This is a genomic window from Sphingobacteriia bacterium, from assembly GCA_017304685.1.
GTDB lineage: Bacteria > Pseudomonadota > Alphaproteobacteria > Rickettsiales > 33-17 > JAFKLR01.
The window spans coordinates 51,294-76,379 of record JAFKLR010000005.1 but is presented as its reverse complement, the minus strand read 5'-3'; the positions used below and the strand labels follow the sequence as shown (position 1 = coordinate 76,379).

At 29.0% G+C, this 25,086-nt stretch carries 25 protein-coding genes; 7 read left to right on the top strand and 18 right to left on the bottom strand.

Going from position 1 to position 25,086, the window contains the following annotated elements; translation table 11 throughout:
* Positions 1 to 1,278: a hypothetical protein gene (locus tag J0H68_09135; protein ID MBN8828857.1), complete on the bottom strand. Its 1,278-nt coding sequence runs from the start codon at positions 1,276 to 1,278 to the stop codon at positions 1 to 3.
* A 186-nt stretch (positions 1,279 to 1,464) separates the two neighbouring features.
* On the opposite strand from J0H68_09135, the gene J0H68_09130 reads away from it, so the two are divergent.
* Positions 1,465 to 2,862 carry a hypothetical protein gene (locus J0H68_09130; protein ID MBN8828856.1) on the top strand — a complete coding sequence of 466 codons (1,398 nt, stop codon included), beginning with the start codon at positions 1,465 to 1,467 and terminating at the stop codon, positions 2,860 to 2,862.
* Positions 2,863 to 2,929: 67 nt separating this feature from the next.
* On the opposite strand, the gene J0H68_09125 is transcribed toward J0H68_09130, so the two are convergent.
* From J0H68_09125 to J0H68_09110, 4 genes are read right to left on the bottom strand one after another with little or no spacing between them, the layout of a single operon-like run.
* Positions 2,930 to 3,667, bottom strand: a complete 738-nt coding sequence (locus tag J0H68_09125; protein MBN8828855.1) for a hypothetical protein — start codon at positions 3,665 to 3,667, stop codon at positions 2,930 to 2,932.
* A 2-nt stretch (positions 3,668 to 3,669) separates the two neighbouring features.
* Positions 3,670 to 4,236, bottom strand: a complete 567-nt coding sequence (efp, locus tag J0H68_09120) for an elongation factor P (protein ID MBN8828854.1) — start codon at positions 4,234 to 4,236, stop codon at positions 3,670 to 3,672.
* Positions 4,237 to 4,263: 27 nt separating this feature from the next.
* On the bottom strand, positions 4,264 to 4,758 hold the full coding sequence (locus J0H68_09115) for a thiamine phosphate synthase (protein MBN8828853.1): 495 nt from the start codon (positions 4,756 to 4,758) through the stop codon (positions 4,264 to 4,266).
* Positions 4,759 to 4,761: 3 nt separating this feature from the next.
* Positions 4,762 to 5,691, bottom strand: coding sequence for a class I fructose-bisphosphate aldolase (locus J0H68_09110; GenBank protein ID MBN8828852.1), 930 nt, complete (start codon positions 5,689 to 5,691; stop codon positions 4,762 to 4,764).
* Between the two features lie 196 nt (positions 5,692 to 5,887).
* Between J0H68_09110 and J0H68_09105 the strand changes: the two genes are divergently transcribed.
* A complete protein-coding gene (locus tag J0H68_09105; protein MBN8828851.1) occupies positions 5,888 to 6,748 on the top strand; it encodes a UDP-3-O-acyl-N-acetylglucosamine deacetylase in 861 nt (286 codons plus the stop codon).
* Between the two features lie 57 nt (positions 6,749 to 6,805).
* On the opposite strand, the gene J0H68_09100 is transcribed toward J0H68_09105, so the two are convergent.
* On the bottom strand, positions 6,806 to 8,065 hold the full coding sequence (locus J0H68_09100; GenBank protein ID MBN8828850.1) for a hypothetical protein: 1,260 nt from the start codon (positions 8,063 to 8,065) through the stop codon (positions 6,806 to 6,808).
* Between the two features lie 163 nt (positions 8,066 to 8,228).
* On the opposite strand from J0H68_09100, the gene ddpX reads away from it, so the two are divergent.
* Genes ddpX through recJ form a run of 3 tightly spaced genes read left to right on the top strand, consistent with a single transcriptional unit; the run spans position 8,229 to position 11,622 of the window.
* Positions 8,229 to 8,783: a D-alanyl-D-alanine dipeptidase gene (gene ddpX, locus J0H68_09095; protein ID MBN8828849.1), complete on the top strand. Its 555-nt coding sequence runs from the start codon at positions 8,229 to 8,231 to the stop codon at positions 8,781 to 8,783.
* A gap of 10 nt (positions 8,784 to 8,793) precedes the next feature.
* Complete coding sequence (locus tag J0H68_09090; protein MBN8828848.1) at positions 8,794 to 9,864, top strand: LptF/LptG family permease; 1,071 nt, start codon at positions 8,794 to 8,796, stop codon at positions 9,862 to 9,864.
* Positions 9,865 to 9,867: 3 nt separating this feature from the next.
* Positions 9,868 to 11,622: a single-stranded-DNA-specific exonuclease RecJ gene (gene recJ / locus J0H68_09085; protein MBN8828847.1), complete on the top strand. Its 1,755-nt coding sequence runs from the start codon at positions 9,868 to 9,870 to the stop codon at positions 11,620 to 11,622.
* A 31-nt stretch (positions 11,623 to 11,653) separates the two neighbouring features.
* Here the strand turns inward: recJ and J0H68_09080 are convergent, their stop codons facing one another.
* From J0H68_09080 to J0H68_09025, 12 genes are all read right to left on the bottom strand, one after another.
* A complete protein-coding gene (locus J0H68_09080; GenBank protein MBN8828846.1) occupies positions 11,654 to 12,538 on the bottom strand; it encodes a hypothetical protein in 885 nt (294 codons plus the stop codon).
* Between the two features lie 116 nt (positions 12,539 to 12,654).
* Positions 12,655 to 13,533 carry a SurA N-terminal domain-containing protein gene (locus J0H68_09075; protein ID MBN8828845.1) on the bottom strand — a complete coding sequence of 293 codons (879 nt, stop codon included), beginning with the start codon at positions 13,531 to 13,533 and terminating at the stop codon, positions 12,655 to 12,657.
* A gap of 1 nt (position 13,534) precedes the next feature.
* Positions 13,535 to 15,661 carry an LPS-assembly protein LptD gene (locus J0H68_09070; GenBank protein ID MBN8828844.1) on the bottom strand — a complete coding sequence of 709 codons (2,127 nt, stop codon included), beginning with the start codon at positions 15,659 to 15,661 and terminating at the stop codon, positions 13,535 to 13,537.
* A 4-nt stretch (positions 15,662 to 15,665) separates the two neighbouring features.
* Positions 15,666 to 16,763, bottom strand: coding sequence for an LPS export ABC transporter permease LptG (lptG, locus tag J0H68_09065; GenBank protein MBN8828843.1), 1,098 nt, complete (start codon positions 16,761 to 16,763; stop codon positions 15,666 to 15,668).
* Positions 16,764 to 16,766: 3 nt separating this feature from the next.
* The gene (gene ftsZ / locus J0H68_09060) at positions 16,767 to 18,305 is read right to left on the bottom strand and encodes a cell division protein FtsZ (GenBank protein MBN8828842.1); all 1,539 of its coding nucleotides are present in this window, start codon (positions 18,303 to 18,305) and stop codon (positions 16,767 to 16,769) included.
* A gap of 130 nt (positions 18,306 to 18,435) precedes the next feature.
* On the bottom strand, positions 18,436 to 19,734 hold the full coding sequence (locus tag J0H68_09055; protein ID MBN8828841.1) for an AAA family ATPase: 1,299 nt from the start codon (positions 19,732 to 19,734) through the stop codon (positions 18,436 to 18,438).
* Between the two features lie 109 nt (positions 19,735 to 19,843).
* Positions 19,844 to 20,314, bottom strand: coding sequence for a DNA starvation/stationary phase protection protein (locus tag J0H68_09050; GenBank protein MBN8828840.1), 471 nt, complete (start codon positions 20,312 to 20,314; stop codon positions 19,844 to 19,846).
* Between the two features lie 27 nt (positions 20,315 to 20,341).
* Positions 20,342 to 22,108 (bottom strand): ATP-binding cassette domain-containing protein, encoded by a 1,767-nt coding sequence (locus tag J0H68_09045; GenBank protein MBN8828839.1) that lies wholly within the window; start codon positions 22,106 to 22,108, stop codon positions 20,342 to 20,344.
* Between the two features lies 1 nt (position 22,109).
* Positions 22,110 to 22,391 carry an iron donor protein CyaY gene (gene cyaY / locus J0H68_09040; GenBank protein MBN8828838.1) on the bottom strand — a complete coding sequence of 94 codons (282 nt, stop codon included), beginning with the start codon at positions 22,389 to 22,391 and terminating at the stop codon, positions 22,110 to 22,112.
* Positions 22,392 to 22,461: 70 nt separating this feature from the next.
* Entirely contained in the window at positions 22,462 to 23,253 is a 792-nt protein-coding gene (locus J0H68_09035; protein MBN8828837.1) for a hypothetical protein, read from the bottom strand.
* Positions 23,229 to 23,549 carry a thioredoxin gene (gene trxA, locus J0H68_09030; GenBank protein ID MBN8828836.1) on the bottom strand — a complete coding sequence of 107 codons (321 nt, stop codon included), beginning with the start codon at positions 23,547 to 23,549 and terminating at the stop codon, positions 23,229 to 23,231. The genes J0H68_09035 and trxA overlap by 25 nt, the downstream gene beginning before the upstream one ends.
* Positions 23,550 to 23,626: 77 nt before the next feature.
* Positions 23,627 to 24,355 (bottom strand): prepilin-type N-terminal cleavage/methylation domain-containing protein, encoded by a 729-nt coding sequence (locus tag J0H68_09025; protein ID MBN8828835.1) that lies wholly within the window; start codon positions 24,353 to 24,355, stop codon positions 23,627 to 23,629.
* A gap of 154 nt (positions 24,356 to 24,509) precedes the next feature.
* On the opposite strand from J0H68_09025, the gene rpmI reads away from it, so the two are divergent.
* Both rpmI and rplT read left to right on the top strand, forming a co-directional pair.
* Complete coding sequence (rpmI, locus tag J0H68_09020; GenBank protein MBN8828834.1) at positions 24,510 to 24,719, top strand: 50S ribosomal protein L35; 210 nt, start codon at positions 24,510 to 24,512, stop codon at positions 24,717 to 24,719.
* Positions 24,720 to 24,722: 3 nt separating this feature from the next.
* The gene (gene rplT, locus J0H68_09015) at positions 24,723 to 25,076 is read left to right on the top strand and encodes a 50S ribosomal protein L20 (protein MBN8828833.1); all 354 of its coding nucleotides are present in this window, start codon (positions 24,723 to 24,725) and stop codon (positions 25,074 to 25,076) included.
* Positions 25,077 to 25,086 lie beyond the last annotated feature (10 nt).

Here is a 25,086-nt window from a genome sequence, read left to right as displayed (position 1 = left end):
TTATTGTATAGTACATGACCTAATAATTTTCTTACTTTTATCTACACCGCTTCTAAATCCATCAATAGCTTTATTTTTCGTTACATCAATACCCTTACTGATACCATAAGACACTGCATTATAAAACCCTACTGTTTTACGTGAATTAATTAATCTTTCTAAATGCTTATCAAAAGTCTTATCATTTGAAGTTATACTTATATTCTTTGTTAAGTTTAAATTTGCAAGTGTAAATAAAGTAGACATGTAATTCCCCCATCCAATCCAATCTTTAAATCCATAAATATTAAAATTAATGCTACTTAGTTTAGGCTGCTTTACAAGATCTTTAAGGTCAATAAAAATTGAATTTCCTGGGTCATTAGTATACGTAGCACCTATAACATCTACAGATTCTAATTTTGCCATTAAAGGAAGGGAACTAAAACTTTTAATATTATAAGCAGAACAGGAAAATATTTTTAAATTAGGAAATATAGAATTAATAGAGTTTAAATTAATAGTTTTGCCAAGGTAAGCATTAAAAATTTTTAGTGAAGTTACGCTTAGTAGAGGAGGAGTATTACTAATAATTTGTTGAGCCTGAATAATATTAGTTAATGATAAATTTTCTAATTTAGGTAAAAGTGGAAGTGCTGTTTCTCCTTCAGCGGCTCTAACATCACGCAAATCTAGAGAAATTAAATTCTTACATACGCTTAATATTTTCCAGTTTTTAAGATTACATTCAGTTAAGCTCAATGTGCGAAGATTAACAGCATTTTTTAAAAACTTTAAATCACGAATTAAAATTGGTTCAATATTATAATTTCTAGTACTTTTAAGACTAAAAGATGTTAAATTTTTAGTAATTTCAACGGGAGGCATAATATCCTCTAATATAGTAATTATGTTAATAGGTGTGTCATTTGAAACAAAGTCTATATTTAAATGTTTCAAATTTGGTAAAATTATTTTTTTAAATTTAGAAAGAAAAGAGGTGTGGAATATTATTTTTATATTTAATGTCTCAAGTTTTGGTAAATAGGATAATATGCTAAGACAGCTAAATTCAATTGAAATAGACAGATGCTTTAAATTTTTAAATTCTTGCCAAACCATTGGTGAAAAATTATCGTACGCCTTTACAGCATCTGGGGAATGAGCGCTTTCATTAATCCAATCTTTTTCTGCATATCTACCTATTTGATCTATCAAAAGTGTTTCAATTTCATCAGCTTTATGATTGTCAAAAATAGATCTAATATTTTCAAGACATTTGAATGTAACTGTTTTCATAACTTATTCCTCCACTGATTATAAAACATCTACTAACAAATTTAAAAGTTTACTGAAAATTAAGTTTAAAGCTATTGATTTTAACTCTAGATTTAAATAAAATTTTATTAATATTCAGAGGGTTGTAATCCATTTTTGTTAATATCTTCGAATAGAAATCAACTTATTAAATAAGGGGTATAAATTATGCTTGGTAAAATTTTTGGTTACTTTACAGGACAGGAATCTACTCAAGATATAACTGTAGAAAATGTTGAAGTAAATAATGAAGTGCAAACTAACGAAGTTTTAGCTGAAGCGCCTAGTAGAGAAAAGGTAAGTGAATCTCAAAATGCTAAAATTGAAGATGTTAGTAAAGAAGAAAAAATTAATGCTACAATAGAGCAAAGTTTATCTCAAGAGCCTGAATATAAAGCTTTGATAAATGAGTGTTTACTAAATGGTTTTGGTAATTTAAAAAAAGATGAGTTCTCTAAAACTAGCTTTGTAAAAGAATTTAATGGAAAAAGTTATCAATTCAACCAAAAAATTGAGCAAGTATACGATTTATACAAAGAGTGTAAATCTAAAGGTTTAAACACAGAAGAGGTATATAAACTTTTAATGGAGAAAAAGGTAGATAATGGTTTTGTAGTAACACCTTCACAAGCAACTTTATTTTTCTATTTTGATAAAGAATATCCATCTTTTGCAAAAGCTCTAGTAATGTATGGTGGAAAAGGTATTATATTTGATTACGCAAATTCAGCAGATATTAAATATAAAGAAGATTTATATAAAGCATTCTGGAATGAATTAATTATACGTGATGATTATGCATTTTTAGCTTTAATGTTAACAACAAATCCTAGAACAAATTTTAAAAGCGATTTAGTATTTAAAGATGCTCCAATTAAAAGTATTGCAACATTCGCGCTTTTTTATTCAGCAAATGCAAAGATAAATAATGAATATCTTAAAAATAACTGGGAAAAATTTAGCGAGGGCATTCGTAATACATTAGTAATGTACTATCATCCAGCATTAGAAAATGATGCAAGAAGATTAGAAGCTGAAAAAGATAATTTTGAATTTATCAAGTCAAAATGCGATGAAAACCAGCTCAGTGAAGAGAAAATTGCTAAGATGAAAGAGCATCCAGTATATGTTGCTATAAGTGAATTAAAAGCTGCTGTATTAAAACAAGGCTTTAAAAAAGTTGTTGGTTCTAATTTTGCAATAATTTTTGCAGGAATTTTAAATGGAAAATCCTATAAAACTGTTAAAGAGGAAATTAAGTATAATGAGGTTAACAACAAAAAATCAATTGAGGAAGTCACTGATTTAACTAGAACGATTCTTGGAAAAGAAGAAGATAATCAAATTGTTCTTCAAAAAGATGTTGAACTTGCAAATGAAAAGGTTGCGTCTTTAAAAGATAATATCAGTAATTCTGAAAAAAGTGAAAAACAAAATAGTGTAACTCAAATTGAAGAAGCGATAAATAAATTAGAGCAATCGGTAAGAGATTTTAGAGTGGCTGCGGAAGAACAATCTACTCAGCAACAAAGCGTGGATAAAAACACACGTTGTATAATTCTATAATACTATTAAATTTAAGGGCTTTTATTAAAGCCCTTAAATTTCTATGAATATAAAAGTAATTTAATGATTATATCAAAGAGACATTTGTTAAATAAAGTGTATTATTTTCATTTCCTTTAATCATTCCACCTGCTTCAGTACCAATTAAAGAAAACTTTTCTAGATATTTATTATTCGAAGTGAAAAGGTCAAATCTTCCAGAAGCAAAATATGCTAAATCAATTAACACGCTTCCTGTTGTAAATTTATTATATATAAAACCATCGTTAGATTTTATTTCTGAAGAAGAACATACTAAAATTTCTTCGGGGATTTTTCTTTGAGAAACTCTTAAACGGCTATTATCTGCATTTGCTTCAGCAAAAGCTTCGCGCCACGCGCCATTTCCTTTTTCTGCAATATATATTTCTCTTTGAATAGGAACATCTATAACAATTGATTGAGCTTCAAATTCACCTTGAAGATTTTTTTTCTCATACACAATACCGGTAGCAAAAAATGGAATTGCATGCATAAAATTGTTAAAGCTATCTAAAGGAATAATAAAAAACCTACTGTTTGAATCAGAGCTTATATAGGTTTTGTCAACTCCTAAAATTGCAGCATCTGATCTTGCCTTATTTAGCTCCTGCACTAATAATTGTTCTATACGGCTTACGGTTTTAGAAGCAAAATTTAAAGTTCCAGCCTTAGAATTTTGTAATAAATCAATTTCTCTAAAGTCACGTAATATATGCTTTGTTGCAGTACTAACCGCTTTTAAAATAGAGGCTAAAATAGGTGAATGCACTGAAGGAGAAGTCATCACTATTTTGCTCTCTCAACATATGTTACATCTTCAGTTCTAACTACAACCTTAGTACCTACATCAATAAATGGTGGAACCATTATTCTAAGACCATTATCAAGTTTAGCTGGTTTATATGAAGAAGTTACTGTTTGACCCTTAATAACAGGTTCTGATTCAACAATCTCACAAACTACCGTTTCAGGAAGTTTGATAGTAATAGGTTGCTCATTATGAACTTCCACAACAACTATCATTCCATCAGATAAGAAAGCTATTCTTTCTCCTAGCATTTCAGCAGGGATTTCAATTTGCTCGTAAGTTTCCTGATCCATAAGAACGATTTTATCATCTTGTAAATATAAATATTGATAATCTTTAGTCTCTAATCTTGCTTTAGTAACATCATCAGAAGAACTAAATCTTTCATTAACTTTAGTTCCAGTTTTAATATTTTTCATTTCTACCTGAACATAGGCTCCACCTTTACCAGGTTGAGTATGAACTGGTGTTTTAGTTACAGCATATAAGCCGCCATTATGCTCAAGAATATGGCCTGCTTTTATCGAATTTGCGCTTATTTTCATGTAAAAATCCTCTTATAAACTCATAATTTAGTTTAATTCTATAGCTATAAAATCAGCTTCATTATTTTCTATATTATTTATATCTTGTTTATCAAATACTACAACAGGAATATTAGTATCTGTTAACCAATTATTTATAGTTTGTTGCATTTGAGGTGAATCATTGTTAAACATAATATAATCAACATCAAGTTCTGAAGCGGCCATGGCTACATCTATAGAATTGTTTGTATTAATTCCTACAGTATGAGCTTCTGAGAGTTTTAATTTAGCATTAGTTATAAGTTGCTCTAAATTACCATTTTTTATATTTTCAAAATGAACGCCATCGGCCTTATATTTAATGACTTTATCAACATCATTCGGAATAATTACAGGTATAAGTTTACTATGAGCTAATGCAATCAAGTTAGTTAATTCATTGTCAGTAGGAACTTTTGATAAAATTACACTAACTTTGTTATTAGCTAAAAATTCTTCTATATTTGTAAGTGAATGAACTACCAAGTATATTGCGGCCATTATTTATTCTTTACCTAAATAAATATTAATAATTTTGTTAAGCATTGCTAATGCTTCAGCCCTTGGACGTTGGAAACAGTTTCTTCCAATAATGGATCCATTACCTCCACCATCACGAATAGCTTTTGTCTCTTCGTATACGTCTTCTAAAGATTTACTAGCCCCACCCGAAAATACTACTATCCTTCTACCGTTGAAACATGAATCTACTACATGTTTAAATCTATCAGTAGCTGTAGAGACCTTAATTTTTTGTTTTTCATATACTTTTTTAGCTTCATTATCAAAAACTACTTCTGTAGGAGGTTTTACTTTAATTATGTGAGCGCCGCAAAGAGCTGCTATATGAGCTGCATATGCACATACGTCAATTGCTGTTTCGCCTTCTTTAGTCAAATCTCCACCACGAGGATATGACCAAATTACTACTGCAAGGCCATATGATTTAGCCTCCTCAGCCATTTCTCTAATTGTAGAAATCATTTCAAGAGAAGCATCTGAGCCAGGGTAAATTGTAAAGCCAATAGCTGAACATCCAAGTCTAATAGCATCACGAGGTGTACCAGTAATAGCTTGATCAGGTATACCGCCTTTCCTTAAAAGGGAGTTTGCGCTATTAACTTTTAGAATAGTTGGAATTTGACCTGCAAAAGTGTCTGCGCCTGCTTCAATCATCCCAAGAGGAGCAGCATAAGCATTTAAACCAGCATCAATTGCTAGTTTAAAATGATAGTGCGGATCATAAGCATCTGGGTTAATTGCAAAACTTCTAGCAGGACCATGCTCAAAACCTTGATCTACAGGTAAAATAACCATTTTTCCTGTACCGCCTAATTTTCCTGCCATTAAAAGGCGTACAATATTAGTTTTAGTACCAACATTATCACTTTCATAACAACTTAGAATTTTTTTAACCTTTTGGGAAACTCTCATAGTGCCTACGCTTTTAAATTGTATAATGATTTGGGCAATATATACCTCAACCAATCACCTTAAGCAAGTAGTTTGCTGAAATTACAAAAAATTTTTATGTAAGAAAATGTAATAAATACTAAATTGTCAAAATAGTTAATAATCTTGTATGGTAAACAATAGATATAATTAAAAGGTTAAAAAAGTAATAATTATGATGAATCATTATCAACAAACTATCGCGCATAAAGTTAGCTGCTTTGGACAAGGGGTACATAGTGGCGTTCAAGTACATTTAAATATTTTACCTGCAGATGAAAATTTTGGAATAAAATTTATACGTACAGATTTATCAGAAAATAACATTATTGAAGCAAAATATAGCAATGTTTCAAATACTCAATTATGTACAGTTCTTGCAAATGAACATGGAGTTAGTGTTTCCACAGTTGAACACTTAATGGCAGCACTTTGGGGTTGCGGTATTGATAATGCAAAAATTGAAGTTAATAATCAAGAATTACCAATAATGGATGGTAGTTCTGAGCCTTTCGTATTTTTAATTGAATCTGCAGGTATTGTTACACAAAATGCTAAAAGAAAAATTATAGAAATAACTAAAGAAGTAACAGTTAAAGAAGGGAATGCTTATATTACTTTAATTCCTTCAGAAACATTTGAAGTAGAACTTTCAATAGATTTTCCTGATACTAAAGTAATAGGAAAGCAAGCTTATTATTTAGACGCAGGTGATAGTTCTTTTAAAAATGATATTAGTAGAGCTCGCACATTCGGTTTTGCTCACGAGGTTGAATATTTAAGAAAAATTGGCCTTGCTAAAGGTGGTTCATTAGAAAACGCTATTGTTGTTAATGGAGACGAAATTTTAAATCAAGATGGTTTAAGATTTAAAGATGAATTTGTAAGGCATAAAGTATTAGATTGCATTGGCGATGTATATTTAGCAGGTGGCTATATTAAAGGTAAAGTTCAAGCTTACTGTTCAGGTCATAAATTAAATAATATGTTATTACGCAAGTTATTTAGTATGGAAAATGCTTGGAGAGAAGCGGCGTAAATTATTAAGGTTTTATAAAAATGCCTAGATAATGAGTGTTATCTAGGCATTTTTATTTTAACGTGTTTTTTCTTTTATATTGTTTTTCTGATCAACTTTATTTCTTATACAATTTTCGTCTAAAGAATATAAAGGTGTTGCTTCTTTTTTTTCTTTTCTAAAAGAATAAAGAGCTTCTGTAATTATTTTATAATTTTCCCTATCAAAAATTTCATTTATGGTCAGTTTTTTTTGTAAGTTAGGAAACAAATCAAAATTATTAATTAAAACTTTTGATATTTCTATATTTTCGGGTTTAAAAAAATTAATGTATGTACTAGTAAATTGGTTCTCTAATTCATTTTCACTAATTAAAACCCTAAGTTTAGATAAATAGGTAAATAAATAAGAAAGTTGATATTCGTTAGTTGAATAGTCAATAAACATTTTACTTAAAAACTTATTGTCAAAACCGTTTTCAATAATTTTGGTCTCATATTTAATTAAAAAATCTAATCTATCCTTAATGTACTTGGGAGCTATTTTAAATAATAAGTTAAACTCCGGAGAATTAAAATTACCGTAATTCATAAAGATATTTTTCCATTCACTGTCAGTAAACTCATTTAACTGACCAGGTGTAATGGCATTAAATAAATTTTTAATACGACTTAATCTTACAATTTCATTTGAAAAAATATTAAATTTACTAGTAGATAAACTTTCAAAATCGTAATTCGTGAAACCAAAATCTCTTATAAGAGTAAGAGCGAATGGACTATTTTCTAATAATGAATAAAAAATTTCCTTATTGTAAAAGTCGAATATATTAATATCAGAAGAAAGCTTAAGCCACTTTGCTTGCCTATAATGCTTTAATAAAAAGATTATAGGTTTTATTTCCCAGTTTATAAAAATATCATTAATCTTATTATTACCAAAAAATAAACATAGCATCTTTACTTGATGAAATTTTTTTATAAGCACCTTAATTTTTTGAAAATTAATTAATAGATTAGTTTTAAAATCAAATCCGTGATCAACTTTAAAAATATGATTAATTTGTAATTTTAGTTTAGCTAAATTTTCTAAGGTATAGATATTATTGCATAGATATTCAATATCATGTAATCTTAATTCATAAATAATATTACCTAATAAATTACTTAAGCGATCACTGAATTTATTCATAAGTTTATTATAATGGCTAATTTCATGCACAATTTGCATATCAGGGAAATTTACATGCGGCACATAAATATTAAGATTTCTTAAAAAATTAAGCTCATTGTATATTAGGGAAGTAGTGTGCGAAGAAGTCGAATTATTTAATGGCATGATTTAGTCCTAAATGAAATGTTAATTAAAATATTAATTTCATTTAAATTAACTTCAATAAATTTTTTTATAAAATAATACATTTACGTGTCTAATTCTTTATTTTCAAAATTGTTTTAAATGTTTATAATTCCACCAACTCATATAATTAAAGGAGTAAATAATGTCGCTCGTTGTAATTGATCATAAAAAATTAAATTTAGTACTAGATTTAGTTTATGGCACTGAAAATAATTTTATTAATAAAGCAGTGTATAAAAATCCAGCTTTAATGCTTCATCAAGAAGCAGCAGAAAAATTAGCTAAGGCTTCTGAATTAGCAAATAGGATGGGTTTTAAAATAAAAGTTTTTGATGGTTTTAGACCAATTGAAGTTCAACAAATTTTTTATGATGCATTTCCAGGAACAAATTATGTTTCTAATCCCTTAACTGGAGAAGCTACGCATTGCCGTGGTATTGCAATTGATTTAACTCTTGTAGATGAAGAAGGCGAAGAATTAGATATGGGGACAGAGTTTGATTCTTTTGAAGAACATGCGCATCATGGTAATAAAAATATTTCTAAATTAGCACAGAAAAATAGAGCGATTTTACTTGGGATAATGACACTTTCGGGATGGAATTATTATCAATACGAGTGGTGGCATTATCAACTTCATAATGTACAAAATTATAAAAAATATTATGATAAAGATGCTCCAATACAAATGATATAAATTTACCAAAATGATATTAGCAAGATATATATACAAATCGCTTATAAGTCCTGTTCTTGTAGTAGTACTTTTATGTACTTCTATAGTATGGTTAACACAGTCTCTCAGATTCATTGATTTGATTGTAAGCAGAGGGGTAGATTTTGCTGTAGTACTAAGTATTACAATGATGCTTTTACCTTCATTTATAAATATTATTTTACCAGTAGCTATCAGTATAGGTATAATCTTTTATTATCACAAACTTATTAGTGATAATGAAATTTCTGTAATGAAATCTACAGGTTTAAGTAATTATCAAATTATTAAACCTGCAATTTATTTTGCTACTACAGTTACTTTAATTTCATATTTATTCTCATTTTTTATAAGCCCTATTTCTAACCAAATGTTTCATAATAAAAAAACTTTTTTACAGCATCATTATGCAGCAATGGTCCTTCAAGAAAGAGTTTTTACTGAGCCAATTAAGGGTCTTATAATTTATATTGATCAGATTATAAATAACGGACACTTTAAGGGAATAATGGTTAGTGATAAAAGAGACCCTAATAAAGATGTAGTTATAATGGCTAAAGAAGCTAAAGTGATTTCAAATAATAATGAAACAATTTTCGAGTTATTTTCTGGAAATAGGCAAGAGAAAAAGAAGGGAAAAGTTTCAATGGTATATTTTGATAATTTTCCAATTAACATTAGTAATTTTGTTAAAATTGATGATGAAAACTGGCTTGAGCCTGAAGAAAGAACAATAATAGATTTACTAAAAGAAGAAAAAATCAAACCTGAAATTAATGGTAAATTATTTTCAGAGTTGCACAATAGATTATCTTGGCCATTATTAAATTTAATTTTAGGTTCATTAAGTGCAATAATGCTTATAAGCAGCAAATATAGTAGATACGGTTATTTTATTAGATTATTCCAGCTAGCAGTTTTAATAGCTATAATATTAGTAGTTGCTATTTTAGGAATTACTCTTAGCGGCAGAAGTCAATCTTATGTAGTTATTATTTATTTAAACATTTTATTCGCAATTTTATTAAGTCTTATAATGCTTTATAAAGCGGAACAGGTTTAATTTATGATAAACTTATCTGTAAAAAATAATCTTTGGGTTCCTAAGGATCACCTTGAACGAGATGTGATGTATGTTAAACAAAAGTATAATATTTCTGAGCTCACAGCTAAAATAATACTGGCTCGTAACGATAATATTGAACAAATTGATGGATACTTAACTCCAACTATTAAAAGCCTTTTACCAGATCCATTTTCTTTAAAAGACTCAGAAAAGGCAATAAAAAGAATTTATCATGCAATTGAGAAGAATGAAAAAATAATTGTTTTTGGTGATTATGATGTTGATGGAGCTACATCTTCAGCTTTAATAGCAAGATACTTCAAAATGATAGGTTTTTATAATTTTGAAGTTTATATACCTGACAGAATAAAAGAAGGGTATGGACCTAATTCTACTGCTTTTAAAAAATTTGCATATGACGGTGCAAAAGTTATTATTACAGTTGATTGTGGAACGCTTGCTTTTGAACCTATCCTTGAAGCTAAAAAACTCGGAGTTGACGTTATTGTTATAGATCATCATTTAAGTGATTCCGTTTTTCCTGAGGCTTTGGCAATTGTTAATCCTAATAGATTAGATGAAGATTTTCCGCATAAAAATTTAGCTGCCGTTGGTGTTAGTTTTATTGTTATGGCAGGATTACATGTAACTTTAAGGCAAAATAATTATTTTACTAAATTAAATGAGCCAAATATTTTATGTTTATTAGATCTTGTAGCTTTAGGAACCGTATGTGATGTTATGACAATTACAGGCCTTAATCGAGCTTTCGTAACGCAAGGTTTAAAAATAATATCTAAACGATTGAATAAAGGGATTGCAGCACTTTGCGATGTGGCTTCCTTAGATAATATTGCAAATACATATCATTTAGGGTTTATTATTGGCCCTAGAATTAATGCAGGTGGAAGAGTTGGAAGAGCTGATTTAGGTACAAAGTTACTTACTTCAGATGATTATGATGAGGCTTATCAAATGGCATTGGAATTAGATAGGTATAATAGTGAGCGTAAAACTATTGAAACTATAGTGTTAGAAGAAGCCATAAAACAAGTTGAACAAATAAATAATAATAATTTACCTTTAATATTTGCAAGTGGTGAGGGTTGGCATCCTGGCGTTATTGGAATAGTATGTAGTAGAATAAAAGAAAAAACAGGAAAACCTTGTGCCGTAATTGCTTTTGATAATGAAATAGGTAAAGCATCTGCAAGGTCAATAGCAGGAGTAGATATAGGAGCTAAGGTGGTAAGCGCTAAAAATGCTGGATTACTTTTAGCTGGAGGAGGGCATGCTATGGCCGCTGGATTTACTGTAACCAAAAATAAGCTAGATGATTTGTATAATTTTTTAGCAGAAAGAGTATCTTTAGCATTAAAACATAATCCTGCTTATAATATTTCATATTATGATGGTGAAATCTCTGCAATGTCTGTTAACAAACAACTTACCGAATATATTAAGTATGGTGAGCCATATGGAAATGGTAATAATGAACCTCTTTTTAAACTTACAAAATGTAAAGTTATCAAAACTGATTTACTAAAAGGTGGTACCTTACGTTTAATACTTGTTGACGAGTCATTACCTACTAATTCAATTAAAGCTACTATTTTTAAAGCAGTTGATACAGGAATGGCAGAAAGAGTTATAAATTCTGATAAAAAAATGAGCTTTATTGGTAGAGTTTGTTTAAATAATTTTATGATGAAAGAAAGTGTAGAATTTTACATTGAAGATATTATATTTGAATAATATCCCTTATATCTACACTTTTTACATTTAGTTACATTGAGATCCCTGGTTGTTGGGTGGTAATTTTAGTCAATGTATTTAAATCTTTCATTTCTTTATCAGTAGTTTTAGTTAAGCTATTATGACTTAAAATAGTATTCATAATGTTACTAGTTAATTCAGCAGGTAATTCTACACCATCTATTACTAAAGACTTTAATTGGTTAGTACCTTGGCTAACAATTTTAAAAGACTTACTATCTTTAATTTTTTGAATATTATCTTTTGTTAATATAATAGATTCAAAAATTGTTTTCTTCTCATCTTCGGTAATAACTTTTTTATCAACTAAGTTTTGAAGATTTTTAACAAATAAAGTAATGTCTCTATTACAATTTTCATTTAAAGCTGGATTAGTAAGTTCAGGAGTTAATTTTTTATATAAGTCTTCAATTTGCTGAATTTTTTTTAGCTCAGTCTCATCTAATATAAATGTGGTTTTTAAAGTAGTTATAAGTTCATGTCTTTCTTTATCATTTAATCTAGCATATACCCAGTTTAGTTCGATACTATTTACTTGCCCCATCCAAGCAGTCATTAAAACACTATTAGTTTTCATATCAACATATGCAGGTAAAAAATAAATATCATGCATAAGATTATAATGATTTGCTAAATCTAAAAGTGGTAAACAATATTCACCTTTAATAAACATTTTATCGCAAGCTTCTTTAACTACTTCAAAATTATTTGCTGTTAAGTATTCTGGAGTTAAACCAGCTTCTTTTGCAAATTCTACATTTTTTTCAAATGTAATGTTTTGCTCTTTGCCTGTATGTGCTTGTGAAATTATATAATTATTTTTAAGTTCTAACCATCTTTCTATTTTACGTTGAATTGGATAAAATGGCTCCATGGACGTGGTTTTACCTAACATACTTATACTCCAATTATACTTTATTAATAATTTAAGTATAACATGTAAGTAAAGTCGAAAACAAGTTAATTTATTAATTAAATTTTAACTTATTGATACTTAGATTTTTTAACTGATTATTTGTAAATTTGAACTAAATTTTCTCTTCTTAATTTATTCAAATATATATTAGCCTTTACGGCTATTTTTTGCTCAAGGATGTTTTCTTTAACTTCTGTTTTTTGCTCTTCACTTAAATTTAAAGACTTGTTACATAATCCTGCAATAAATATTTGATTATTTTCTTTTATGATAGGAGTAACATTGCCAGGGCTAATATATAAAAGCTTTGAAGAAATTGAAGGCTTTAAATCAGCAAGTGTAGTTTCAAATTTCGCAACATCAAATTTCAAATTCTTGGCTTCTTTTTCTAAAATTTCACACGTTTTATAACGTTTAGTAAGCTGAAGAAATTTACTATTATTATTTTTATTATCTATCGCATCAACAATTACTGTATTTACTTTTATTAAGTTGAAATCTGTAACAAATTTTTCTAATTCTTTATCATCAACTTTTAATGAAGGTCTAATTTTTTGAAAAACTATTTTTTGCCAAAGTAAGCTTGCTTGCATTTGCTTGTAAACATGTTTTGGTTCTAAATTTTTAGATCTAATAAATTTTTCTAATTCACCAGGTTTTAAATTATTTTGTTGTTCTACTAAAGCTTTTGAATTCTGAATTTCAGCATCCTCTAATTCAATTTTTTGTTTTTTAGCTTCAATAAAAAAGAGTTCTTCATTTATAAGTCCCTCTAAAGCTACATTATTAATTTCTTTTGGATCAACATGTTTAATAGAAGGGTCAATAGTTCTAAGCATTTCTACACGTTTGGCAACATCATAATCTGTAATTACTTTTTCGCCTACAGAAGCTATAATTTTACCTGCAAAAGAATTATTGAAAAATAATGAGATTATCAATAATAATAATAACGATTTAAGTTTAGACCACATATTAGTTAAGCGTTTTTAAAGTTATTTTAAGTAAATATAATGTATCAGGTCTAATATCCCTGTCACGTGTAAAATTCCTTTTTACACTAAAAGATAAGTCTGCACAATGGTGATTATAATTTAAATTAAAACCTGCATTAATCATACCACGATTAGGTGTTATACTACGTTTAGTTAAAATTTTACTACTATTTACACTAAAAGACGTAGTTTTATTTAAATTATAACTTGCATCCGCAGTAATAGATTTTTGCTTACGTAAACTATTTTGATCCCTTAAATCAGCAGCATGATAAATAAAGCCTGCGCCTAATTTATTATTTATACTTCCTCTTGCTCCAATCTCATTTCTGTGCCATGCAAAATTTTTGTGATCTAACCTAAATCTATAAAACAATCTAAGATTTTCAGAAGGGTTAAATAATATGTGACCCACGTAATCAGAATAATGGTTACCTAAACCACTGACATGAGGCATTAATTGATTTTCCTTTTTTCTAAATGATTGACCAAAGAACAAATCAGTTTGATATTTATATAATTTTGTATCTACTCTAATTCCGTAACCGCCTCTCAGGCCTGTTTCAACCATGTCAAAGCCTGCATATCTATTATCTTTAAATATATTATTATCTGTAATTTCTACGTTAGTACTATCTTCATTCGGAATTTTTTCTGGATTACTACCATAAGGGCTATAAATAATATTTGCTACAGGAGTTATAATATTATGCCCATCAAATAAAGGATATTCCCAAAATAAACTAGTTTGAGGTAATACTCTGCCAGTTTCCCCTTCTAAAGTACCTTCCGAAAGTGGTTGATTTCTTCTACTGACTTTTTTAGTCGAATAACCATCAATTCTTAAAGAATTAGTCCAATTAAATAAATGTCCATTAAAAGCATTAAATGGAAGTTCCACCCCAACACTAGCTGAAGTTCTTTTCATTTTAGCGTAATCATCACGCATTAAATTTAAAGCACTAATATTTGCAAAGAATTGCTCATTAAATTCACCTCTTGGTACTATTAAACTATACTCAGCATGAGGAAGCACACGAGGCATATCATTATAAGTTGATCTCAAATCTTGGAAAAACATATTTTTAATAAGATAATGTTCGTTGCTTGTATATTTTTCTAAATCCAGATTGGATGTTAAATAATATAATTGGTCATTGATATCATATCTTTTAAGGTAAGTTTTATCATGTGCACGGTTAAAATTTGCAGTCAAAAGCCAATTGTTTGGTAAATTATATTCTGTGTTAGCGAAAATATGACCTTTAATATAACGTTTTTTAATTAAATTTTCTTTCGTAGGATTAGTTATTGAGCTTTTAATAATCGTCTTACTATTTTCAGTAATCATTCTGAATTCATTTTTTAATAAAGGATTTTGCTCGGTATATGCCTTAAGTGTAATCGTCGTATCAAAGTTAGGTGCAATATTATAATAATAAGGTATTTCAACGGATGTTCCTAAATCATCATTACTTGCGTAGCTCGGTATTAGAAAGCCGGATTTTCTAGAAGCTTTAGGGGTTGGATGCGAAAAATAAGGAGTATAAATTACAGGGTATCCATATACTTCTAATCTAGCATTTTTATGAGATACCTTTTCTAATTCTTCATCAATTAAAGATTTATCAGATTTAATTTGCCATAGTGGATAATCTTTTTTTACTTTGCACGCTGAATAAACAGAATTATACAAAATAGTTTGTTTTTCATTAATTTTTTCTGCTGATTCCGCTGCAAAAGCCGCTTGGTTTTTAAAGCGTATACTTATGTCTTTAATATGACCTTTAGTCATTTTCTCTGATAAACTTGCTTGATCCGCAAAAGCAACATTACCTGCTTCATCTAAAACGGTCACATTACCATCTGCTTCTGCAATATCTGAGTCTTTAAAATATACAACTTTATCAGCTACTAAGATTTGTTTATCACTTATAAGTTCCACATTTCCTGATGCTGTAATAATATTACTTTCTTTATCGTAATCTATTCTATCTGCATTTATAACTACTGGTTTATTTTTAGAAAATATCCTCTCACTTCTAGCATTAATAGCAGCTAAAAAGAAAGTTATAAATAATATTAGTATTATGAATTTTTTATTCATAAATTTATCCATCTTCTCTATGTAAAATTATAAAACTGCCAATTGTAATTGAAATTAAAATTGGAGCAATGACTGAAAATAATAAAGGTATTGTACCTGACAACCCTACAGCGTGAATCATTTGCGAAAAGAAATAAATTATAAAACTTAAAACAATTCCTATTAATAACTCAAAACTATTTTGAATCCTAGAAGATATTTTTAAGGAAAAACATCCTGAAAGTAAAGTCATCGCTGCAATTATAAATGGAAAAGCATATAAAGAGTAATAATATTGTATATGTCGTAAAGCTGAAAATCCTGCTTCTTTCATATTTTTTATAAAAGAAGGAAGAGACCAAAATGACAAATTATTAGGCTTGGAAAAACTATCTTGTAGCTTTTCTAAATTTAAAGTAGTTTTTATTTTATAAAATTCAAAATTTTTTATTTTGTTTTGATGATTTGATATAGTAACTTTTTCAAGTTGCCAACTATTTTCCTCAATGCGAGCAGTTTCTGCATCAATGCGTTTAGTAAACACAAAGCTATCATTATAAATATAAAAAGAAACATGTCGCATTATACTTGCGTCATAATTTATATTATCAGCATGAATAATAATGTTTCCTAAATCTTCAACAAAATCTTTGAGCCATATTCCTGATGATAAGGCAGTTGCACTTGCTATTTTTCCTTTTACAAGTAATTTGTCTTCTAAAATATCAGATTTACTAAACATTCTGGAGGTTATAGGAGTTAAAACAGTAATAAATATTACTCCTAATATAAATGCAGTTACAACACTTGGCATTAAAAATTGCCAAGCTGAAACTCCTACTGAGCGCATAACTATGAGTTCTGAATTACGGGAAAGCCGTGAATAACATAGCATGCCTGCTATAATCATAATAAAAGGCATAACTTCTTGTAACATCATCGGAGTACGCAGTAAGATTATAGAGAAGATATAGAATAGATTAATAGCCTTATTATGTGATCTACGCATCATTTCTAAACTATCTACGAGAATTACAACGCAGCTAACTATTGCTATAACTAATAATAAACTCGCCAAGAATTGGCGAGTTATATATTTACTGATGACGTTAGAATATTTCATTTACTAACTTTTTGGTTTTCTTCTTAAAAATGCAGGAATTTCTAAATCGTTTTCATTAATGGTAACATCTTCTTGTGTTGGAGCAGGATGATTGTTCGTAGAAGAAGATCTACGACTATCTGTAGAATGTTGTTGTCCAAAAATAGAACTTGCTACACGACTAAATATTCCTTTATTGGTAGATACTTTATCATTTTGTGCCACTCTAGTAGAGGGCTCACTAGTTTGAATATTTCGTTTTTGTGCTTGATAATTATCACCAGAATAATTTTGTTGCTGAGAAGTAGTAAATGGATGTACTTCTGTTCTTGAATTTTGTTGTGATACAAAACCATTTCCAGCTGAAATCAGTTCTTCTTCTAAATGTTCAACTGTTTCCTCAATTTCTTCATTAGAGCGAAGTATAATTTCATCTACTTCCTTTTCAATTTGAGTTTCAAAAGTTGATTTAGCGATATTATTTATATTGTTAATTACGTGTTCACTTACATGATCTTTTTCAAAATCTTGGGTTGTAGCGGTAATAGTAAATTGAGTTACAGGAGCTTGCTGTAATTGATGATCCTCAAAGCCAGTATGTGCTTCAATACCGGTTGCAACTACAGTAATCCTTATTTTTCCTTCAAGTGCAGGATTAAATGTAGAACCGAAAATAATATTAGCATCTGAATCTACTTCGTCTCTAATTCTGTTAGCAGCTTCATCCACTTCAAATAAAGTCATATCAGGGCCACCGGTAATATTGATTAAAACCCCTCGAGCTCCTTTCATAGATGTATGATCAAGTAATGGATTTGAAATAGCTGCTTCAGCCGCTTGGATAGCTCTATTATCGCCAGAAGCTTCTCCTGTGCCCATCATAGCTTTACCCATTTTACTCATAATAGTAACGATATCTGCAAAGTCTAGATTAATAAGACCTGGCATAGTGATTAGATCTGTTACGCCTCTCACGCCTGCATGTAAAACATCATCTGCCATTTTAAACGCATCAGCAAAAGTTGTTCTTTCATTAGCAATACGAAATAAATTTTGATTAGGTATTACAATTAAAGTATCCACATATTTTTGTAATTCTTTTAACCCAGCTTCAGCTAAACGCATTCTATGGGCGCCCTCAAAATGGAAAGGTTTAGTTACTACCCCTACTGTGAGAATACCTTTACTTCTGGCAATTTTAGCCACTACAGGAGCAGCACCTGTTCCAGTACCACCACCCATTCCTGCGGTAATAAATACCATATTTGAGCCTTCTAAAATTTGCTCAATAAATTCTGCACTTTCTTCTGCAGAAGCTCTTCCTATATCGGGAGAGGCGCCGGCACCTAATCCACGAGTTGTTTGTTCACCTAATTGTATTTTTGTAGAGGCTTCAGAATTTTCTAGAGCCTGAGCATCAGTATTTGCAATAACAAAATCTGCACCTTCAAGATGTGATTTAATCATATTGTTTACTGCATTACCCCCAGCACCACCTACACCTATTACAGTGATTTTCGGTTTCAATATAATGCTTTCAGGAACATTTAAATTAAGTGACATCCTTATTTACCTCTAAAAAATAATTTTATTTAAAAATAACTTTATTGATTTCTTTGCTAGTTGCAACTATTTTCACAATATTTTTTATTAATTTCAGATATTTACAAAAAAATAAAAGTTTAAATTTATTTTATACAAATTCTTCTTGCCAAGTAAAGTTATTTTCTTCAAATAACAGAGCTTTTTTATTTGGCTGAATGTATCTTGTAGAAAAGTTTTTCAAAAATAATCCTTCTAAATTTTTCACCCTAGAAATAGCTACATATGTTTGGCCACTGGCAAAGGTTTTAGAAAGATCACATTCAATATGATCTAAAGTCATTCCTTGCGATTTATGAATTGTAACCGCCCATGCGAGGTTAAGCGGAAGCTGAATAATGCTAGCTTTAACTAAAGGTTTTAAAGTTGTTAAATCGAATTCTTCATAATTCCAACTATCAAAACCTATAACTTTTACAACGCCGTTATTAAATTTTACTACAGGCAAATGATATGAATCTTCAGCAACAAAATCAATTATTTTGCCAATAGATCCATTAATAATTCCATCTTTATAGTAATTGTTTTTAAGCATCATTACTAATGCCCCAATTTTAAGCTCTAAAACTTTAGGTGCTATACAATTATTTGCAAGAAATTCTGATTTTTTCTCATCTCCTTGTGAAGACATTTCATAAATAAATGACTTAGAGGATAATGACTTTAAATGCGTATTATTGATTTGTTCAATTTGATAATTATGAGTAGCGAGAAAAGTAGGTGTAATATTATTTGGCCTAGTAATAGTTCGAGATTTAATTAAAGCAACATCATTATCATTTAGCCTTCCTTTTCTTAGATTTGATAAAAAATCAATAAATAATTGTTCGCTATGTCTAAAAATTTTCTGTAAACAAAAAGTGGTGATTTGTCCTTCTTGCCAAGCGCGTGTTTCAAAGCAAAATATTGGGGTTTCATTATCTTTAGTAACAGGCGGTAATTGAAAAAAATCACCAGATAAAATTAATTGAATTCCTCCAAAAGGTTTCGGAGAATTTTTTACAGCTTTAAGCACAGTATTTAATTTATTAAATATATCGCCAGGAAGCATAGATATTTCATCAATCGCTAACATCTTACAATTTTTTATTTTTCTTCTAACATATGTTCCTTTTCCTGAAAGAATATAATCAATTAAATATTCTACATTCGCTTGGCCATTACCAAGTCCTGCCCAAGAGTGAAGTGTATGACCTCCAATTTGTACCGCTGCAATACCGGTACTAGCTGTTATATGTAACCCTTTGCCATAATATAGGTCTCTAATACATTTAAGTAAATATGATTTACCTGTACCCGCATGTCCTGTAATAAAAACATTCCGTCCATTTCTAATTGCTTCCAGAACTTGAAGCTGGTCAAATGATAAACCATTAAGGCTATTTAGCATTAAAATATATTCCAGATAGATTTTGTGATTGTTTATAAAGTGCTGAACTTTTTAGCATATTAGTAGGTTTTTAACAATTTATCAAGAATGAAAAATAATATTAATAATTTTACTTTGTAAGAAGTGCTCTAAGCATCCACATAGTTTTTCCATATGTGCTAATTTTTTGTGTAAGCAAATCTGCTGTTTCTACATCATTATAATTTTCAGTTTTTTCAATTGCATCGCGTATATGAGTTATAATCAATTCAAAATCTTGATGTAAAATCTGAATCATCTCATTTGCTGTTACATGGTTTTCGCACTCTTTCACTTCAGAATAAGAAAGTAATTCAATATAATTATATGGAGCCAAGGAATTTAAGGCTCTTATTCGTTCAGCAATTTCATCAATATCTTCATGTAATTGTGTATAAATATTTTCAAAAAAAGTATGTAATTCTAAAAAGTTTTGCCCCTCAACATTCCAGTGAAAGGAATGAGATTTTACATATAAAACATAGGTTTCAGCTAAAATTTTCTTTAATAAAGAAATTATAATTTGCGTGTCTTCTTTTTTCAAACCTAGAACGTTAGACATTGGATAAAACTACCTTAAAAAAATTACTCAAACTTCAGAATAAACTTCATTATTAACTTTTGCAAGTTTTTGATACGTTTCACAATTTTTAATTAATTCATGGTGAGTGCCCATGCTAATTATTTCGCCATTATCCAATACAATAATTTTATCAGCATTTAATATAGTAGAAAGTCTATGAGCTATTACTAAGGTTGTCCGTCCGGTCATAAGCCGTGCTATAGCTTTTTGAATTAATAATTCATTTTCTGTATCTAAGTTACTTGTTGCTTCATCTAAAAGAAGTATTGGAGAGTTTTTTAAAATAGCTCTTGCGATTGCTATTCTTTGTTTTTGACCTCCAGATAGTCTCATTCCCCTTTCACCAACAAAAGTATTATATTTTTGTGGAAATTTGTTTACAAATTCATCAACTTCTGCAGCTTTCGCTGCTTCTAAAATTTCATTATCTGAAGCATCGGGATTGCCGTATTTTATATTATCCCAAATACTTGCTGAAAAAATTACTGTATCTTGTGGGACAATAGAAAAATGTTCCCTTAGGTTATTTAATGATAGATCCTTAATATTGATATTATTAATAGCAATTTTCCCTTCTTCAACGTCGTAAAACCTTAAAAGTAAATTAAATAATGTAGTTTTTCCAGCTCCGGAATGGCCAACAAATGCTATTAATTCGCCTTTATTAATTTCTAAAATGAAGTTTTTAATAATCCCGAAATTTTTATTAGCTGGATAAGAGAAGAATACATTTTGAAAATTAATATTTTCAAATAATTTTGGATTATTATATTTGGGATTAGGGTTTTCAATTATTTTAGATTCTAAAAGAGGTAATTCAAGAATACGTTCTATAGCTCCACTTGCTCTTTGTAAATCGCTAACAATTTCACTTATTGCACCTAAACTTGAAGCAACAATAATTGAATAAAATACAAAAGATGATAATTCGCCAGCGCTTAAATTCCCTTTTAATACTTCTTTGCCTCCAATCCATAGGACAAAGCTAATAGCCCCAAAAATTCCTGCTATTACAAGAGCTATTAGAACTGATCTTTTAAAAATTCTATTTTTTGATGCAGTAAGGGCATCATTTACCGTATTATTAAATTGCGATATTTCAAAATTTTCACGATTAAAAGCTTGAACAGTAAATATACCATTTAAACTTTCTTCAATTTGATATCCAATTAAAGAAACTTTTTCTAACGCTTCTTTTGAAAGGCCTCTTACTTGTTTACCTATTAAAAGAATAGGGGAAATTACTATTGGAATAAGTAAAATTACATATAGGCTTAACTTTGAACTTGTGTTCAATAATAATATTAAACCACCTATAAATAATATTATATTTCTAAGAGCTACAGAAAGGACATTGGCTATTACATTTGTTAAAAGTGTGGAGTCGTTAGTCAGTCTACTAATAATATCGCTAGTTTTATTTTCTTCAAAATATTCTGGTGATAAATTGACTATTTTTCTATAAGCATCTTTTCTTATATCAGCTATCACCTTTTCACATAAATTATTTGTAAGAAAAGATCTAAAAAAAGTAGCTATAGCTAAAAAGATAGTAATACATATTAATATTAATAAAGCAGTATCTAAAACATTTGAATTATTATTTTTAAACCCTTTATCAATAAGGTTTTTAATGCCTTGTCCTATAGCAAGAACTGAGCTTGAAGTTAAAATTAATGATAAAACTATCCATGCAAGGTCAAATTTGTATGGAAGGATATATTTTAGTGATCTTGAAAATGATCTAAATGATTTTTGTATTTTTTCTGACATTTTAGTTAAATTCTTTATCTAATAAATCAAATAATTCCTGTCCTTTAGCGCTTATCCAAGATTTTAAATTTTGATCCCATATAAAATGATGTCCTCCAGACATTGGAGAAGATAACCATACTTGTTCAGTAGGAGCATGTTTATTAACTACGTATTCACCATGTGTAGTGTAAATACATAATACATCATTTATTAAATCATAATCAAACTCTTTTCTATCACTAATTTCAATTATTTGATTGAAAGTTTCATTTGCAATTTTATTAAATGTTAGTGCTTCCATGATATTTTCTAATTAATTATAAAAATTAAATTCAATATGACTAGTAAGATTAACGAAGAATAATAATCAATTAAAGAGACATTAACATATGCCATTGAATTTTGCTATTAATATTATAATTAAGTGCTTCTAAATAAGTTTGTGGTAATACTTCTTTAAAGTATTGTTCATTACTTGCAATGCCGTAAGTTGGTTCAGGAGGAAGAAGCTGTTCGTCTATTCCAAATTTTGCTGCATATAAAATTACCGAAATAGCTAAATAAGGATTAGCGTTTGGTGATGAAATACGATGTTCAATTCTTTTTACATCGCAATTTTCATTGGGAGGTGGAACTCTAATAGCAGTGCTTCTATTATTAAATCCCCAGCTAATATTTTTTGGACTATGTAAATCAGCTTTATTAGTAAAACGTGTATAGTCATTGTCGCTCGGGCAAAAATAAACTAATGATTCCTTTAAATATTTTATAAGACCTTGAATAATGTATTTAAAGTTATTTTCAAAAAAATCTTTATTAGGGAAACTAAAATTAAAGTGTAAGCCGCTTGAGGGTTGATTAATAAATGGTTTTGCTGAAAAAGTTATATCTGTAAGGTTATTTTTTACTTTATCAATTAAATTTGCTAAATTTAAAGCATCATTGAAAGGTGGAAAAATAATCTCAAATTGATTTTCACCATCTTCTTTTACTACTTTAATATTTTTATCAAAAGAACGTAAGAATAAATTTAAATTCTCTAATTCTAAAGGTTTTAAGGAATAAAATTCTAATTCAGCTCCAAAAGTTACTTTTTCTTTAAAATAACCTAAAGAGCTGATTAAAATTTTTTCTGAATTTAAGCTATATGTTTTTCTAGCCATTCAACTAACGAACTTTTTGGTAAAGCGCCTACTTTAGTATCTAATAGTTTACCATCTTTAAAAATCATTAAAGTTGGAATTCCTCTTACTCCATATTTTTGAGGTGATTCAGGACTATTATCGATATTTACTTTAACCACTTTAATTTTTTCTTTCATTTCTTCAGCTATAGAATCGATTATTGGAGTAAGTTGACGACAAGGTCCGCACCATTCAGCCCAAAAATCAACTAATACTGGTTGGTTAGATTCTAAAACTTCTTGATCAAAATTTTCATCAGATATTTGATTTGCCATATATATCCCTTATTAATAATTGTTAAGTTATTATATTTATTATTAAAATAAAACTATGTAAATAATATTATCAAACTTTAATTAGTTGTTGAATAAAAATCTCGTTTAATTCTAAAATCTATATAACAATTAAGTGTTTCTGAATTTTGGTCAGTAGGAGTAGCATAATTTCCCGCGTTCACACATGAATTAGCGGTAGCATCACTCCCAGTATAAGATATTATCATACCTAATGATGGATTACCGTCATCATATTTAGTATCTAACGCTTTAGTATCAACTACTGTTAAAGCTGCACGAGTTAGAGCTGCGCCTGAAATAACAGTTACATCAGGATTTGAATATGTTACTTTTGCAAAGCGTAAAACTAGTGGGTCGCCATATGCTGAAGTAAAGTAAAATACACTATTAGCTATAGGTCCTTTGTACATTCTATTATAAATCCACTGTCCATTATAATTTCCTGTAATAATATTTGCTAAAGCTAGATGTTGGAAAGCATAAATCCCCTCATTTCCGCTAATGGTACCATTACCATCTCCTCTTGTAGTTGCAGGGTTTCCATTTACAGAACTAGTGGTAAAATAATTGTCCGGATTATACATATCCCCGGGTAATTGTTTGTAGGTAATTTCAAATGTTTCCACTGCATTTTTAATTTTTGTAACTTCACTCATAATAGATTGTAAATTTGCATTGTTTTTCAGAGTAAGACCGTAATAAGCAGAAGCAGAAATTATTGATATAATTAATAAAACAATAGCTATTTCAACAAGGGTAAATGCAGAAGAATTATTTTTTGACATATAATTAATATTTTAATAAGTGTAAGTTTTTTTGATTGCGCCTAATATCTTGACTAAAGTGATTAAATATTATATTTTAACCACACAATTATCAAGCAGAAAAGGCTATAGGCATGCCTTAATGCTATATCAATCAATAGTTTAGGAGACTAAAATGCCAAAAATGAAAACAAAAAGCGGTGCTAAAAAACGCTTTAAAATAACTGCAAGTGGTCTTGTTAAGGCAACTCAGGCAGGTAAACGCCATGGAATGGTTAAACGTACAAATAAACAAATTAGAAATCAACGTGGTACTACTATTTTAAAGCCATGTGATGCTAAAATTGTTATCCAATTCTTACCTTATAGAAAAAAAGGAGTTTAAGCCATGACCCGTTCTGCTAAAAGTCCAAAAATCCGTAGAAAAAAAATATTAAGCCAAGCTAAAGGTTACTACGGTCGTAAAAAAAGCTGTATAAGAGTTGCAAACCAAGCAGTTGAAAAAGGTTTACAATACGCTTACCGTGATAGAAGAAATAAAAAGCGTACTTTCAGAAATTTATGGATTCAACGTATTAATGCTGCAGTTAGAATGCATGATATGGTTTATTCACAATTCATTCGTGGATTAATTCTTGCAAATATAGAAATTAATAGAAAAATGCTTTCAGAGATTGCTATTCATAGCCCAGAAAGCTTTAAAGAGTTAGTGGAAAGTTCTAAAAAAGCTTTAACCAGCTAAAATATTTATT

What these genes read in the sequence shown, in the direction of transcription:
- J0H68_09035 (MBN8828837.1), bottom strand. Translation starts at nt 23,253, where the DNA reads ATGGCTAGAAAAACATATAGCTTAAATTCAGAAAAAATTTTAATCAGC.
- J0H68_09100 (MBN8828850.1), bottom strand. Translation starts at nt 8,065, where the DNA reads ATGCCATTAAATAATTCGACTTCTTCGCACACTACTTCCCTAATATAC.
- J0H68_09125 (MBN8828855.1), bottom strand. Translation starts at nt 3,667, where the DNA reads ATGACTTCTCCTTCAGTGCATTCACCTATTTTAGCCTCTATTTTAAAA.
- ddpX (MBN8828849.1), top strand. Translation starts at nt 8,229, where the DNA reads ATGTCGCTCGTTGTAATTGATCATAAAAAATTAAATTTAGTACTAGAT.
- J0H68_09115 (MBN8828853.1), bottom strand. Translation starts at nt 4,758, where the DNA reads ATGGCCGCAATATACTTGGTAGTTCATTCACTTACAAATATAGAAGAA.
- rplT (MBN8828833.1), top strand. Translation starts at nt 24,723, where the DNA reads ATGACCCGTTCTGCTAAAAGTCCAAAAATCCGTAGAAAAAAAATATTA.
- J0H68_09080 (MBN8828846.1), bottom strand. Translation starts at nt 12,538, where the DNA reads ATGTTAGGTAAAACCACGTCCATGGAGCCATTTTATCCAATTCAACGT.
- J0H68_09105 (MBN8828851.1), top strand. Translation starts at nt 5,888, where the DNA reads ATGAATCATTATCAACAAACTATCGCGCATAAAGTTAGCTGCTTTGGA.
- trxA (MBN8828836.1), bottom strand. Translation starts at nt 23,549, where the DNA reads ATGGCAAATCAAATATCTGATGAAAATTTTGATCAAGAAGTTTTAGAA.
- efp (MBN8828854.1), bottom strand. Translation starts at nt 4,236, where the DNA reads ATGAAAATAAGCGCAAATTCGATAAAAGCAGGCCATATTCTTGAGCAT.
- J0H68_09135 (MBN8828857.1), bottom strand. Translation starts at nt 1,278, where the DNA reads ATGAAAACAGTTACATTCAAATGTCTTGAAAATATTAGATCTATTTTT.
- recJ (MBN8828847.1), top strand. Translation starts at nt 9,868, where the DNA reads ATGATAAACTTATCTGTAAAAAATAATCTTTGGGTTCCTAAGGATCAC.
- J0H68_09050 (MBN8828840.1), bottom strand. Translation starts at nt 20,314, where the DNA reads ATGTCTAACGTTCTAGGTTTGAAAAAAGAAGACACGCAAATTATAATT.
- J0H68_09130 (MBN8828856.1), top strand. Translation starts at nt 1,465, where the DNA reads ATGCTTGGTAAAATTTTTGGTTACTTTACAGGACAGGAATCTACTCAA.
- J0H68_09110 (MBN8828852.1), bottom strand. Translation starts at nt 5,691, where the DNA reads ATGAGAGTTTCCCAAAAGGTTAAAAAAATTCTAAGTTGTTATGAAAGT.
- J0H68_09070 (MBN8828844.1), bottom strand. Translation starts at nt 15,661, where the DNA reads ATGAATAAAAAATTCATAATACTAATATTATTTATAACTTTCTTTTTA.
- J0H68_09045 (MBN8828839.1), bottom strand. Translation starts at nt 22,108, where the DNA reads ATGTCAGAAAAAATACAAAAATCATTTAGATCATTTTCAAGATCACTA.
- J0H68_09090 (MBN8828848.1), top strand. Translation starts at nt 8,794, where the DNA reads ATGATATTAGCAAGATATATATACAAATCGCTTATAAGTCCTGTTCTT.
- lptG (MBN8828843.1), bottom strand. Translation starts at nt 16,763, where the DNA reads ATGAAATATTCTAACGTCATCAGTAAATATATAACTCGCCAATTCTTG.
- J0H68_09055 (MBN8828841.1), bottom strand. Translation starts at nt 19,734, where the DNA reads ATGCTAAATAGCCTTAATGGTTTATCATTTGACCAGCTTCAAGTTCTG.
- J0H68_09025 (MBN8828835.1), bottom strand. Translation starts at nt 24,355, where the DNA reads ATGTCAAAAAATAATTCTTCTGCATTTACCCTTGTTGAAATAGCTATT.
- ftsZ (MBN8828842.1), bottom strand. Translation starts at nt 18,305, where the DNA reads ATGTCACTTAATTTAAATGTTCCTGAAAGCATTATATTGAAACCGAAA.
- J0H68_09075 (MBN8828845.1), bottom strand. Translation starts at nt 13,533, where the DNA reads ATGTGGTCTAAACTTAAATCGTTATTATTATTATTGATAATCTCATTA.
- cyaY (MBN8828838.1), bottom strand. Translation starts at nt 22,391, where the DNA reads ATGGAAGCACTAACATTTAATAAAATTGCAAATGAAACTTTCAATCAA.
- rpmI (MBN8828834.1), top strand. Translation starts at nt 24,510, where the DNA reads ATGCCAAAAATGAAAACAAAAAGCGGTGCTAAAAAACGCTTTAAAATA.